The sequence below is a fragment of the Streptomyces sp. NPDC005784 genome, assembly GCF_042871525.1.
In the GTDB taxonomy this organism is placed as follows: domain Bacteria; phylum Actinomycetota; class Actinomycetes; order Streptomycetales; family Streptomycetaceae; genus Streptomyces.
In genome coordinates this window covers 16,695-29,557 of record NZ_JBIAIQ010000001.1, presented here as the reverse complement: position 1 = coordinate 29,557, position 12,863 = coordinate 16,695, and the positions used below count along the sequence as shown (strand labels likewise).

The 12,863-nt window shown below is 70.7% G+C and carries 11 protein-coding genes; 8 read left to right on the top strand and 3 right to left on the bottom strand.

Annotation, left to right across the window (positions count from 1 at the left end):
- The first annotated feature begins 56 nt into the window (after positions 1–56).
- The 3 genes from fabG to ACFYR3_RS00145 all read left to right on the top strand — a co-directional run bounded on the left by fabG (position 57) and on the right by ACFYR3_RS00145 (position 2,063).
- The gene (fabG, locus tag ACFYR3_RS00155; RefSeq protein ID WP_355843828.1) at positions 57–776 is read left to right on the top strand and encodes a 3-oxoacyl-[acyl-carrier-protein] reductase; all 720 of its coding nucleotides are present in this window, start codon (positions 57–59) and stop codon (positions 774–776) included.
- 5 nt (positions 777–781) lie between these two features.
- The gene (gene fabI, locus ACFYR3_RS00150; protein WP_355843831.1) at positions 782–1,549 is read left to right on the top strand and encodes an enoyl-ACP reductase FabI; all 768 of its coding nucleotides are present in this window, start codon (positions 782–784) and stop codon (positions 1,547–1,549) included.
- A gap of 154 nt (positions 1,550–1,703) precedes the next feature.
- Positions 1,704–2,063 carry a hypothetical protein gene (locus tag ACFYR3_RS00145; RefSeq protein ID WP_355843834.1) on the top strand — a complete coding sequence of 120 codons (360 nt, stop codon included), beginning with the start codon at positions 1,704–1,706 and terminating at the stop codon, positions 2,061–2,063.
- Positions 2,064–2,407: 344 nt separating this feature from the next.
- On the opposite strand, the gene ACFYR3_RS00140 is transcribed toward ACFYR3_RS00145, so the two are convergent.
- Entirely contained in the window at positions 2,408–3,094 is a 687-nt protein-coding gene (locus tag ACFYR3_RS00140) for a FadR/GntR family transcriptional regulator (protein WP_355843837.1), read from the bottom strand.
- Between the two features lie 100 nt (positions 3,095–3,194).
- Between ACFYR3_RS00140 and ACFYR3_RS00135 the strand changes: the two genes are divergently transcribed.
- The 4 genes from ACFYR3_RS00135 to ACFYR3_RS00120 all read left to right on the top strand — a co-directional run bounded on the left by ACFYR3_RS00135 (position 3,195) and on the right by ACFYR3_RS00120 (position 6,478).
- On the top strand, positions 3,195–4,631 hold the full coding sequence (locus ACFYR3_RS00135; protein WP_355843840.1) for a CynX/NimT family MFS transporter: 1,437 nt from the start codon (positions 3,195–3,197) through the stop codon (positions 4,629–4,631).
- Positions 4,632–4,744: 113 nt separating this feature from the next.
- Entirely contained in the window at positions 4,745–4,861 is a 117-nt protein-coding gene (locus ACFYR3_RS00130) for an SGM_5486 family transporter-associated protein (protein ID WP_326788600.1), read from the top strand.
- 426 nt (positions 4,862–5,287) lie between these two features.
- Positions 5,288–5,503 carry a hypothetical protein gene (locus ACFYR3_RS00125; RefSeq protein ID WP_355843843.1) on the top strand — a complete coding sequence of 72 codons (216 nt, stop codon included), beginning with the start codon at positions 5,288–5,290 and terminating at the stop codon, positions 5,501–5,503.
- Between the two features lie 456 nt (positions 5,504–5,959).
- Positions 5,960–6,478 (top strand): SixA phosphatase family protein, encoded by a 519-nt coding sequence (locus tag ACFYR3_RS00120; RefSeq protein ID WP_389280773.1) that lies wholly within the window; start codon positions 5,960–5,962, stop codon positions 6,476–6,478.
- Between the two features lie 70 nt (positions 6,479–6,548).
- On the opposite strand, the gene serB is transcribed toward ACFYR3_RS00120, so the two are convergent.
- Together serB and ACFYR3_RS00110 are read right to left on the bottom strand one after the other, a co-directional pair.
- On the bottom strand, positions 6,549–7,766 hold the full coding sequence (serB, locus tag ACFYR3_RS00115) for a phosphoserine phosphatase SerB (protein ID WP_356782493.1): 1,218 nt from the start codon (positions 7,764–7,766) through the stop codon (positions 6,549–6,551).
- 521 nt (positions 7,767–8,287) lie between these two features.
- A complete protein-coding gene (locus tag ACFYR3_RS00110; protein ID WP_389280771.1) occupies positions 8,288–10,093 on the bottom strand; it encodes a streptophobe family protein in 1,806 nt (601 codons plus the stop codon).
- A gap of 239 nt (positions 10,094–10,332) precedes the next feature.
- Here ACFYR3_RS00110 and ACFYR3_RS00105 point away from each other — a divergent pair, with 239 nt between their 5' ends.
- Positions 10,333–12,825 (top strand): FHA domain-containing protein, encoded by a 2,493-nt coding sequence (locus tag ACFYR3_RS00105; protein ID WP_355843855.1) that lies wholly within the window; start codon positions 10,333–10,335, stop codon positions 12,823–12,825.
- The last annotated feature ends 38 nt before the right edge of the window (positions 12,826–12,863 follow it).

The following is a 12,863-nucleotide window of genomic DNA, read 5'->3' as shown; positions in this document are numbered from 1 at the left end:
TCGAGGAAGGCGCCTGTATTGCAGGGGTTTCAGTCCGATAACGAAAGGGTGATCCGTTGAGCCGCTCGGTTCTCGTCACCGGAGGCAACCGGGGCATCGGCCTCGCCATCGCCCGCGCATTCGCCGACGCAGGCGACAAGGTCGCCATCACGTACCGGTCCGGTGAGCCGCCGGCCGCCCTGACGGAATTGGGGTGCCTGGCGGTCAAGTGCGACATCACCGACACCGAGCAGGTGGAGCAGGCCTACAAGGAGATCGAGGCCGTGCACGGCCCGGTCGAGGTCCTGGTCGCCAACGCCGGCGTCACCAAGGACCAGCTGCTCATGCGGATGTCCGAGGAGGACTTCACCTCGGTCATCGACACGAACCTCACCGGCGCCTTCCGCGTCGTCAAGCGCGCCAACCGCGGCATGCTGCGGGCCAAGAAGGGCCGCGTCGTGCTGATCTCGTCGGTCGTCGGGCTGCTCGGCTCGGCGGGCCAGTCGAACTACGCCGCGTCCAAGGCCGCCCTGGTCGGCTTCGCGCGTTCGCTCGCCCGGGAGCTCGGCTCGCGCAACCTCACCTTCAACGTCGTCGCGCCCGGCTTCGTCGACACCGACATGACGCAGTCGCTCACCGAGGAGCAGCGCGCGAACATCGTGTCGCAGGTACCGCTGGGCCGCTACGCGCAGCCCGAGGAGATCGCCGCGACGGTGCGGTTCCTCGCCTCGGACGACGCCTCGTACATCACTGGAGCCGTCATCCCGGTTGACGGCGGACTGGGAATGGGTCACTGATCACCATGAGCGGAATTCTTGAGGGCAAGCGCGTCCTGATCACCGGTGTGCTGATGGAGTCCTCCATCGCCTTCCACACCGCCAAGCTGGCCCAGGAGCAGGGTGCCGAGATCATCCTGACCGCGTTCCCGCGGCCGACGCTGACCGAGCGCATCGCCAGGAAGCTGCCGAAGCCCACCAAGGTCATCGAGCTCGACGTCACCAACGAAGAGCACCTGGCGCGTCTCGCCGACATCGTCGGCGAGGAGCTGGGCGGCCTCGACGGCGTCGTGCACTCCATCGGCTTCGCGCCGCAGGACGCCCTCGGCGGCAACTTCCTCAACACGCCGTTCGAGTCGGTCGCCACGGCCATGCACGTCTCGGCGTTCTCCCTGAAGTCGCTGACCATGGCCTGCCTGCCGCTGATGCAGAACGGCGGCTCGGTCGTCGGTCTCACCTTCGACGCCTCGTTCGCCTGGCCGCAGTACGACTGGATGGGCCCGGCCAAGGCCGCCCTGGAGGCCACCAGCCGCTACATGGCGCGCGACCTGGGCAAGCAGAACATCCGCTGCAACCTCGTCTCGGCGGGCCCGATCGGCTCCATGGCCGCCAAGTCCATCCCGGGCTTCAGCGAGCTCGCCGCCGTGTGGGACTCGCGCGCGCCCCTGGAGTGGGACCTCAAGGACCCCGAGCCGGCCGGCCGCGGTGTCGTCGCTCTCCTGAGCGACTGGTTCCCGAAGACCACGGGCGAGATCATCCACGTGGACGGCGGTCTGCACGCCATCGGCGCGTAAACGCTTACGCACGGCATTGACGCCCCGTTTCCCGCAGCGCGCGGGGAGCGGGGCGTCGCCCGTTCGGCCCATTCGACCGGGCGGCCCGGACCTCGTGACCCGCACGCTGGGAGAACGCACCGCCCCGCAGCCGTACGGCCGAGGAGGTCCCCTTGTGCGCCTGTCCCGCCGCTTTGCCCCGGTGTTCGCCGCCGTCGCTCTGGTGATGGCCGTGCCGTACGACGCGATGCCCCACCCGCGCCTGGAGGGCGCGAGCGCGGGGTCCCGGGGGCCCGCCGCACCCCAGCCGTTCGGCGCCGAGTGCCGGACCACCGTCACCGGCTCCCATGTCGTCGCGTACTGCCACAACCCCTATGTGGGCACCGACCGCGTCCGTCTGCACGTCGAGTGCGCCCGCTGGTGGGACATCGACAGCGACAGCGCCCCCGTCGACGTGGGACCCGCGATGACGGTCAGGCTGACAGGCCGCTGCTGGAAGGAGGTCCGCACGGTCTGGATCACCCACGGGACATGAGGTCCGGCGCGCTCGGCCGCCGGTGCAGGCACGCGAGGGTCGCCGTGAAGTCCGGCCGCCTGGGTCCGGTGCCTGCGCCTGCCGGCCGACTGGGTCCCGGTGCCCGCGCCTACTGGCCGCCGGGCCGTGCCCGCGGCCTGCCGCTTGTGCCCTTCGGCCTTCCCGGTAGCCGGGGGCCGTGCCTTCCGGCCGCCGGGTCCGGCGCCTGCGGGCCGCTTCGGGCCGTGCCTGCCGGTTGTGCCCTCCGGCCTTCCCGGTAGCCGGGGGTTGTGCCTTCCGGCCGCCGGGTCCGGCGCCTGCCGGTCAAGATCCGTCCGGCCCCCCCGGCGACCGGGTGCCCGCGCCTACCCCTGGCCCCCCGGCCGGCCGGGGCGGCACTGGAACGGATAGCTCGCGGCCTCGGAGGCGGCGGCCTCCGCGTCGCCCGTCCTGATCGCGTCGACGAGCCGGGCGTGGTCCATGTACGTCTCCGGCGTCAGCTCCTTGCCGACGTCCTCACGCAGCCAGTCGCGCAGCACCTCGCCCAGATCCGCGTACATCGCCGTCATGACGTCGTTGCGCGACGCGGCCACCACCGCCAGATGGAAAGTCGCGTCGGCCGCCACGAAGGCCTCCGCGTCGCCCGATTCCCAGGCCTCCTCCCGGCGTACGAGGAGTGCGTCCAGCTGCTTGAGATCGCGCTCGGTGCGCCGCTCGGCGGCCAGCCTGGCGGCGCTCGACTCCAGCGTGGAACGCAGTTCGGCGATGTGCCGCGGGTCGGCGTCCGCGAACCGGCGGTGCATCACTCCCGCCAGCTCGCTGGTCGCCACGACATACGTTCCTGAGCCCTGCCGGATGTCCAGCAGCCCGTTGTGGGCGAGCGCCCGGACGGCCTCGCGCACGGTGTTGCGGGCGACGCCGAGCTGGTCGACGAGCTCCGGCTCGGTCGGGATACGGGAGCCCACCGGCCACTCGCCCGAGGTGATCTGGTTCCGCAGCTCGGCGATGACCTGCTCGGACAGGGCCGAACGGCGGGGATGGCGCAGCGGCATGACGGTCCTTCGTACGGGCCCGGGTGTGATCGTTCGCGCGGGGCCGGAGGCTCCGGAGATTAACGCAGCGAGATTGGACAGCCAATCATCCCATGATTCTATGATGGGTGGCATGGCCACCGAGGAGACCCGGACGACGATGACGTCCCCAGCGACACGCCGCTCCACCGAGAGCACGGCACCCGAAACGGCACCCGAATCGCCCGCCACGCGCGCGTGGACGACGCGACTCGTGGTCGTCGGCATCGTCCTCGCCGCGCTCAACCTGCGCCCGGCCATCACCAGCCTCGGTGCCCTCCTCGAAGAGGTGCGCGACGGCCTCGGCATGAGCGGCAGCGTCGCCGGACTGCTCACCTCGGTACCGCCTCTGTGCTTCGCCGTCTTCGGCGTGATGGCACCGCGGCTCGCCCGACGCTTCGGGCCCGGCGCCGTCGTCTGCGCGGGCATGGTCGCCATCACGACGGGCCTGGCCGTGCGCCCGTACCTCGGCGGTACGGCCGGCTTCCTGACCGCCAGCGCGCTCGCGCTCATGGGCATCGCCGTCAGCAACGTCCTGATGCCGGTGATCGTCAAGCGCTGGTTCCCCGACAAGGTCGGCTCCATGACGGGCCTCTACTCGATGGCCCTCGCGCTCGGCACCTCGGCCGCCGCCGCGGTGACCGTCCCCATGACCGACGCCCTCGGAGGCAGCTGGCAGTCCGGTCTCGTGGTGTGGGCGGGGCTCGCGGCCGCGGCCGTCCTCCCGTGGGTTCTGCTGGCACGCGCGCGGGGCACCGGTTCCCGCACCGGTGACGGTGGGCCCGCCACTGCTGTCGCAACCCGTACCGGTGGCCGTGGGCCCGCCGCCGACACAGTTCGTACCGGTGACCGTAAGCCTGCTGCTGCCGCTCCCGCCCGCACCGGTGACGGCGGCCCCGCTGCTGCCGTCGCCACCCGGCACGAGCCCGACGGACTGCGCATCACCCGCAGCCGTACGGCCTGGGCGCTCGCCGTCTTCTTCGGCCTCCAGGCCACCGCCGCCTACATCACGATGGGCTGGATGGCGCAGATCTTCCGCGACGCGGGCGTCGCCGCGGGCACCGCCGGACTGCTCCTCGCCGTCACCATGGTGATGGGTGTGCCGCTGGCCTTCGTCATCCCGCGCCTCGCCACCCGTCTGCCCCACCAGGGGCCCATAGTGGTCGCCCTCGGCCTCTGCGGACTCGCCGGATACGCGGGCCTCTATCTGGCCCCGGCGGCGGGCGCCTGGGCCTGGGCCCTGCTGCTCGGCATCTCCAACTGCGCCTTTCCGTTGGCCCTCACCATGGTCGGCATGCGGGCCCGGACCGGCGCCGGTGTCGCCAAGCTGTCGGCGTTCGCCCAGAGCACGGGCTATCTGCTCTCGATCCCGGGCCCGCTGCTCGTGGGTGTGCTCTACCAGCAAAGCGGCGGCTGGGGCCTGCCGCTCGCGATGATGGCCGGGCTGATGGTTCCGCAGATCGGCGTAGGCATCCTGGCGGGCCGCAACCGCACGGTGGAGGACGAGGCTGCCCGATGACCCCCGATGACCCCCGATGACCCCCGATGACTGCCAATGACCCCCGATGACCCGGTTCCCGGGAAACGGGCCCCGGCGGCGGCAGGGCCGACGAAGGGTGCGAGACTGGCGGCATGCCTGTCCTCGACCCGAACCCCCAGAACGGCCAGAAGAAGCTGCTGCTCGTGCTCGGCGCGATGCTGGCCATCACGGTGATCATCGGCATCATCGCGAGCGTCGCGTCCCCGTGAACAGCGGAGTCCCGCGACCTACGGCCTCACGCTGACCGCCGCCGCACCGGCGCCGTAGCACCCCGCTCACCCCTCCAGGACGCGCCGTCCCCGACGCCTGATCACCCGCGGGCCCGGGTGTTGGCAACTGCTCGCCAGGGAGGGCACGCGAGGCGCGATCGGACCACGCACAGGACGTGTGTCGCCGCCCCGGGGTTGAGTACGCCGGGGACCAGTACGCTCAAGACCGTTCGGGGCGTGCGGCTGAATGGGCTCACTCCCGCTCAGTCTTGAGGAACGGTAGGGCTAACCCCCCATCCCCTAGGGGGTGAGTGTCAGGGTCAAGTGGGTGGATCACCGGATGGGTTGGGGGCCGCCGAGTCCGTAACTTCGAGTTGTGACCGCGAGACGCGGCCCAGGGACCACTCGAAGACTCACGGAGGCGGCATGTCGGCCCATACGCACACCCGGCCCCACCCGGCGACCACGGGCCGCGTGGACATCCGACTGCCCTGGTGGGCCCTCGCCCTGCCCACGCTCGCCTTCATCACCCTGCTGCTCATGATCCTCAATCCGGCGGACGCGCACGCCGCGGGCAGCGACCCGGCGATCACTCACATGTTCGAGCGCGTTCAGCAGACGGTCCTGCACAACGCTCGGTGAGCCGCGAAGACCGCGCCCGCCGCCGCACACGCGGGCGTCCCGGACCCCACCGTTCGCCTCATCGGCGACCACCGGCGATCCATCCCACCGGTCGAACCCCGGTAACCCATGCCGCCCCGGCAGGCAGTGCCCCGCGGTAACCCATGCCACCCCGGCAGGCAGTGCCCCGCGGCAACCCATGCCACCCCGGCAGCCTCTGCCACAGCTTCGCCCTCGCCGTCCCCACCCTTGCCACCCTGCTCCCGCCATAGAGCGGTCCGTCCCACCGCAACCGCCCCAATCGAGCCATCCCGCATCGCGCATGCCACACAGACGGACGCCACCCGCAACCCGGGGAGGCCGTTCGACCTTTCAAGGGGCACGGCATCACCCCTGACGGGGCAAGGCATCACCCCCGCCGGGGGACCGCATCAACTCCCTGCGCCCCATGGCATGTTTCGTGCGAAGCTGGGACGCATGAGCGTCGCAGAACCCCGCAGGATTGTCCTCTTCCGGCATGCGAAAGCCGACTGGCCGCAGATCTCCGACCATGAGCGGCCGCTCGCCGACCGGGGCCGCATGGACGCCGCCGTCGCCGGACGCAGGCTGGCCGACACCGGCATCCCCTTGGACCTGGCCCTTTGCTCCACCGCGATTCGGACCCGCGAGACGTGGAAGCATGCCGTCCAGGAGCTCCCGCACCGGCCGAAAACGGTCTATGAGGAGCGGCTCTACGAAGCCTCGCCCGGCGAGCTGATCGCCGTGCTCAACGAAACCCCGGACGACGCGCACAACGTGATCCTGATCGGTCACAACCCGGGTGTGCAGGGCCTCGCCGACGTCCTGGCGGGCCGGGCCGAGGACGACACCCGCACGCGTATGAACGCCCACGGTTTCCACACCGCCGCCTTCGCGGTGCTCTCTTTCGACGGCCCCTGGAAGTCCCTGGAGCCCGGATCGGCTGCCCTGACCGACTACTGGGCTCCGACGGAGTGAACCCACCCCTACGACGGACGGGGCCCGGCACCGTGGCGCTGCCGGGCCCCGTCCGTCGTAGGGACGTCACTCAGTGAGCGTTGTCGTCCTCATGCATGTCCGCGGCCTCGACCTCTTCGCGGGTGACACCCAGCAGGTAGAGGACCGTGTCGAGGAACGGGAAGTTCACCGCGGTGTGCGCGGCCTGGCGTACGACCGGCTTGGCGTTGAACGCGACCCCGAGGCCCGCGGCGTTGAGCATGTCGAGGTCGTTGGCGCCGTCACCGATCGCCACGGTCTGGGCCAGCGGAACCCCGGCCTCGGCGGCGAACCGGCGCAGCAGCCGTGCCTTGCCCGCCCGGTCCACGATCTCCCCGGTGACCCGGCCGGTCAGCTTTCCGTCGACGATCTCCAGTGTGTTGGCCTGGGCGAAGTCGAGCCCGAGCCGCTCCTTCAGGTCGTCGGTCACCTGCGTGAATCCGCCGGAGACGACACCGACTTGGAAGCCGAGTCGCTTCAGCGTACGAATCAGGGTGCGCGCGCCCGGCGTCAGCCGCACTTCCTCACGCACCTTCTGCACCACCGACGCGTCCAGTCCTTCGAGGAGCGCCACGCGCGCGTGCAGGGACTGCTCGAAGTCCAGCTCGCCCCGCATCGCGGCGGCCGTGACCCCGGCGACCTCGTCCTCGCACCCGGCGTGCGCGGCGAAGAGCTCGATCACCTCGTCCTGGATGAGCGTGGAGTCCACGTCCATCACGACAAGCCGCTGGGCCCGCCGGTGCAGGCCCGCGGCCACCACCGCGATGTCCACACCGAGTGCCGAGGCCTCGGTCACCAGCGCGGTGCGCAGTGCCTCGGTCTCCGTACCGGACACGGCGAACTCGACCGCGGTCACCGGGTACTTGGCCAGCCGGAAGATACGGTCGATGTTGCCGCCGGTCTTCGTGATCCGCGCGGCGATGGCGGCTGTCGACTCCGCGGTGAGGGGATGCCCGAGCACGGTGACCAGCGAACGTCCGGATCCGCGCGGGCGGTTGTCACCGAGGCCGGAGATGATCTCCGCCTGCATCTTCATCGATTCCGCCCAGCTGTGGACGGTGGCACGCAGGTCACCTTCGAGGCCGGCGGGCGGCTCGGTCACGAGCGCGCACAGCACGATCCGGCCCCGGGTGACGACCTGCTCGATGTCGACCACGTCGACGGACCAGGCGGCGAGGGTGTCGAAGAGTCCGGCGGTGATGCCCGGCCGGTCCTTGCCGAAGATCTTGACAAGAAGAGTGGGCACATCAGAGGTCTGCGAAGCGCTCATGGTGTTCCCACCGTATCCGGCACCCAGTGCCTCCCGCCCGCCCGGTCCGCCTAGCGGACACGGAACACTGGGTGACACCCAAACGGCACACGGGTGACAAACGGACCATCCCCGCTGCGCGGGTGCGTCCGCCACATCCCACGACACCGCGCCCCCGCCCGGTCGCGCGCCCCGCCGGTTGCCCGCACCCCTGGGGCTCCGCCCCGGAGCCCGGGCCTCGAACGCGCAGGGGCTGGTCTTCGCCACCCGGCATCGGCCGTTGCCCGCACCCCTGGGGCTCCGCCCCGGACCCCGCTCCTCAAGCGCCGGAGGGGCTAGATCTTCGCTCCGCCCTGGAGCCCGGGCCTCGAACGCGCAGGGGCTGGTCTTCGCCACCCGGCATCGGCCGTTGCCCGCACCCCTGGGGCTCCGCCCCGGACCCCGTTCCTCAAGCGCCGGAGGGGCTAGATCTGCGCTCCGCCCTGGAGCCCGCTCCTCAAGTGCCGGAGGGCTGGGTTTCGCATCGGCGCAGCCGTGCGTCCTCAGCGTCGGGGCCTGCGCGGAGGGGGTGGTGGCCCATCATTCGGCGAGGGCGGAACCGGCGGTGGAGGAGGTGGCGGTGGCGGCCCGTCCTGCCGCCGCTTCGACGGGGGGCCGATCGGCCCCGCCACGGTAGGCGCCCCGTACACATCACCGGGGGCCCGAGAACTCCTCGGTGCCGGCCCCCGATCCGCCGGCTCCCGCAACTCGTCCGGCACCTTCAGATACGGATTGGTGTCGGGGTTGGGCGCCCGGTACGACCCCCGAGGCCGATACGGCCCGGCGCCAGCACCAGCATCAACACGAGCACCAGCGCCAGCACTGCCAAGCTCCCCGGGCCCCCCGAGCACCCCACCCCCCAAGTCACCCCGTGCCAACCCGGCAGCCCTCCGCCCCGCAGCCCCACTCGCACAAGCCAGCAACGCCCCCACGGCACCGGCCCCCGCCCCCCAGACAGCACCCAGCACCAACGCCATCCCCAGCCGCCCGTGCAACTCGATCCCCGCCCCGAACGCGTCGAACCCGAGTACGGACAGGGAGGCGTCCACCGACACCTGCGTCAGCCACGCGAGCAGCGGCAGGGCCAGCGCCGACACGACGCCGAGCCGAAGTGCGCAGCGCCCTGCGAACCGCACGGCACTGTCGCCCCGTACATCTGAGGCATCCCCCGCTCCCGCAACGGCGCCGTGCCCCGCCCGTACAAATGGCGTACGCGCAGCCGTCAGGACGCCCGCGTACAGCATCATCAGGGCGGCAGCCACCCCCAACAGCCATACGCGCCCGTCGAGTTCGGCGAGCCGCCCGAGTGTGACGGGCCGGGACGTGTCGACGGTCAGCAGCCTGTCGAGGGGGTCGGGGAGCAGTTTGGCGAGCTCGCCGGTGGCCTTGCCGTCCCACGGGACGAAGAGCCCGAGGGGGATGCCGAGCCACACACCGTTGGGCGCGCCGAGCAGCGCCGCTCCCGCGATCCGCTTCGGGTGGGCGTCGCCGATCGCCGCGTACGCCGCCGCCGCGAGCCCGGCCAGGACGGCGACCAGCAGGACGGCGACGAGCGAGGAGGCGGCCGGCCGCACCGTGCGGTGCACGGCGTCCCAGCCGCGCGGCAACGGCGTACGCCGGGAGGCCAGCAGTGCGATCAGCAGAACCCCGGCGGCCCACGCGGCCCCGCCGAGCAGCGTCGGCGCGGTGTCGACGGAGAAGCCCACCGCCGCCTTCGCCTTCACGAGGTCGCCGATCTTGCCGGGCAGCAGACCGCCGAGATCCCCGAGTCCGCCCGGGAGTTTGTCCGTGATGCTGCCGAGCCCGCCGCCACCGCCCGTGACCTTGTCGAGCCCGAGCTTGCCGCCGTCGATCGTGATGACGTCGTGTCCGGCCCAGGCGAGCCCGCCCAGTGTGGCCACGAACAGCACGATCACCGAGCCCGCCCGCGCCAGGAGTTCGGCCGGCGCGATGACAACTCCCGCCCCGCGCAAGGACCGTAGGAAGAACCACGCCATCAGCAGGGCGCCGACCAGTCCGACGCCGAGCGGCGTGATCTGGATGGCGGTGTGCGCCTCCGCCCCCTTCAGCCCGAAGGCCGAGACATTGCCGGACGGCGTCACCGAACCGTTGGCTCCCAGGGCCACCACCGCGGCGGTCATGGGTCCGAGCGAGGCTGTCGCATCCGCCCCGAGCAGGTGCAGACCGAGCGCGGCGGTGCCCGCCATGCCGATCAACGCCCAGCTCACGGAGGCGATCGCGGACAACAGCGCATCCCCCCACGGCACACTCCTGGTGTTCCCTCCGTGGTGCATGGTCCCGATGCTCATCGCCAGACCCCCCGATCCGCGCCGCGGTGATCCCCGCGAATGTCCCCCTCGCGTGGGATTACCACTCTCCGGGCCGGTTTCAACCCCGTCAACGGGAACGGGCAACCCGCCCGTGGCCATCGTTCACAAGGCCCGACTTTCGGTCAGGGGGCCTGTACTGAAATAGTTCCCCACGATGTTCGACATCCCTAGACTCCCTGTGATGGGGGTAGCTCGGGGGACAACTCAGTGGGGCTGGAGTGCCGGAACTCGTACTGGAATTGAATGGACGGACCTGGACGCTCGACGCGTCCAGGCCTCACACCCTCGGACGTGATCCGCAGGGTGACATCGTGCTCGATGACGCCAGGGTCTCCTGGCGTCACGCCACGATCAGCTGGAACGGCCGCAGTTGGGTCATCGACGACCACGGGAGCACCAACGGCACGTTCGTACAGGGGCAGCGGATCCACCAGTTGGAGATCGGCCCCGGTTCGGCCGTGCACCTCGGCAACGCGACCGACGGACCGCGGCTGAGCGTGTCCGGTGCCGCGGCCCCGGTGGCGCAGCCGCAGCAACAGCCGTTCGCGGCGCAGGGTGCGGGCCCCGGCTGGGCTCAGCCGCCGACGCCGCAGACGTCGGAGCCCGTGCAGCAACCGCAGCAGGCGGCGAGCATTCCGCAGCAGCAGGGACCTGGTGGTGGCGCGGGGGCGCCGCCGGTCTACGGCGACCGCAGCCCGACGACCTTCCACCAGTTCTCGCTCGGCCGCGTGATGCGCATAGGTCGTGCGCTGGAGAACGAACTGGTGGTCTCCGACCTCCAGGTCTCCCGCCACCACGCCGAGTTCCACGCGACGCCGGACGGCCGCTTCGAGATCCGCGATCTCGGCTCGCACAACGGCACGTACGTCAACGGTATGCCGATCGCCAAGGGCGGCTCCGCGCTGCTCGGCCCGAACGACATCGTCGGCGTCGGCCACTCGACCTTCCGTCTGGTCGGCGACCGCCTCGAGGAGTTCGTCGACACCGGTGAGGTCTCCTTCTCGGCCCGCCATCTGACGGTCACCGTCGACGGCGGCAAGCAGATCCTCAAGGATGTCTCCTTCGGCGTACCCGAGAAGTCGCTCGTCGCGGTCATCGGGCCGTCGGGTTCCGGCAAGTCGACACTCCTGAAGGCGCTCACGGGCTACCGCCCCGCCAACCAGGGCGACGTCCTCTACGACAACCGGAACCTGTACAAGCAGTTCGCCGAGCTGCGTCAGCGCATCGGTCTGGTCCCGCAGGACGACATCCTGCACAAGGAGCTGACCGTCAAGAAGGCCCTCAAGTACGCGGCCAAGCTGCGCTTCCCCGCCGACACCACGGGCCAGGAGCGCGAGGCCCGGATAGACGAGGTGCTGCGCGAGCTGAAGCTGGACATCCACAAAGAGAAGAAGATCACCTCCCTCTCCGGTGGCCAGCGCAAGCGGGTCTCGGTGGCCCTGGAGCTGCTCACCAAGCCGTCGCTGATCTTCCTGGACGAGCCGACCTCCGGTCTCGACCCGGGCATGGACCGCGATGTCATGCAGCTGCTGCGCGGCCTCGCCGACGACGGCCGTACGGTCCTCGTCGTCACGCACTCGGTGGCCGAGCTGGCGATCTGCGACAAACTCCTCGTGATGGCGCCCGGCGGCTCCGTCGCCTACTTCGGTCCGCCGGAGGAGGCGCTGAACTTCTTCGGCTACGAGACCTGGGCCGACGTCTTCTCCGCGTTCGAGAACTACCGCGACTACGACTGGGCGGGCCGCTGGAAGGGTTCGCAGCATTACCAGATGTACGCCGCGGACATCGACGCGGTGGCTCCGCAGTCGACGCAGATGCCGCCCGCGCAGGCGATGAAGCCGCCGAAGCCGCAGAGCTGGGGCTCCCAGCTGATGACGCTGATCCGCCGCTACGCATCGGTGATCGCGTCGGACAGGGGCTTCCTGGCGCTGACGGTGATCCTGCCGGCCGTCCTGGGCTCGGTCAGCCTGCTCATCGACAACGGCAAGACGCTGCTGGTCAACGACAAGGTGCTGCCCTCGGGTGCCCATGTCGCGAACGGCACGGCCACGACCGTGCTGCTGATCCTCGCGGTCGGCGCGTGCTTCGCGGGCGCCGCCAACTCGGTCCGTGAGCTGATCAAGGAACGGGTGATCTACGAGCGCGAACGCGCGACGGGCCTGTCGCGTTCGGCGTACCTGATGTCCAAGGTGATCGTCCTCGGGGTGATCACCCTGCTGCAGGGCGCTCTGGTCGGTGCCATCGGCTTCGGCAGCCGTGAGGTGCCGGCCCAGGGGCTGATCCTCAAGAGCCTGCCCAAGATCGAGCTCACGCTGCCGATCATGGCTCTGGGCTTCGTGTCGATGATGTTCGGCCTGATCATCTCTTCGCTGGTGAAGACCGCGGAGAAGACCATGCCGCTCCTGGTCATGTTCGCGATCGTCCAGGTCGTCTTCACCGGCTGTCTGTTCATCCTGAACGGCACGGTGGGTGTCAACCAGTTCTCGTACCTGATGCCGGCCCGCTGGGCGGTGGCGGCCTCCGGGGCCACGCTGGACCTGAACAACATCTTCCCGAACCAGGACGACCCGACGAGCACGGACCCGCTGTGGAACCACACGGCCGGGGCCTGGACCGTGGACATGATCGCGCTGATCGTCCTCGGTGTCGTCTGCGGCTTCTTCGTGGCCCGCTTCCTGCGCCGCCACGAGCCCGAGGTCATGCGCAAGTAGACGCCCGGGAACGACGCGAGGGCGGCACCCCTGACCGG

Bases quoted from the DNA above. Each gene is read 5' to 3' on its own strand.
- fabI (WP_355843831.1), top strand. From the start codon at position 782: ATGAGCGGAATTCTTGAGGGCAAGCGCGTCCTGATCACCGGTGTGCTG.
- ACFYR3_RS00140 (WP_355843837.1), bottom strand. From the start codon at position 3,094: ATGCCGCTGCGCCATCCCCGCCGTTCGGCCCTGTCCGAGCAGGTCATC.
- ACFYR3_RS00135 (WP_355843840.1), top strand. From the start codon at position 3,195: ATGATGGGTGGCATGGCCACCGAGGAGACCCGGACGACGATGACGTCC.
- ACFYR3_RS00130 (WP_326788600.1), top strand. From the start codon at position 4,745: ATGCCTGTCCTCGACCCGAACCCCCAGAACGGCCAGAAGAAGCTGCTG.
- ACFYR3_RS00125 (WP_355843843.1), top strand. From the start codon at position 5,288: ATGTCGGCCCATACGCACACCCGGCCCCACCCGGCGACCACGGGCCGC.
- ACFYR3_RS00120 (WP_389280773.1), top strand. From the start codon at position 5,960: ATGAGCGTCGCAGAACCCCGCAGGATTGTCCTCTTCCGGCATGCGAAA.
- serB (WP_356782493.1), bottom strand. From the start codon at position 7,766: ATGAGCGCTTCGCAGACCTCTGATGTGCCCACTCTTCTTGTCAAGATC.
- ACFYR3_RS00110 (WP_389280771.1), bottom strand. From the start codon at position 10,093: ATGAGCATCGGGACCATGCACCACGGAGGGAACACCAGGAGTGTGCCG.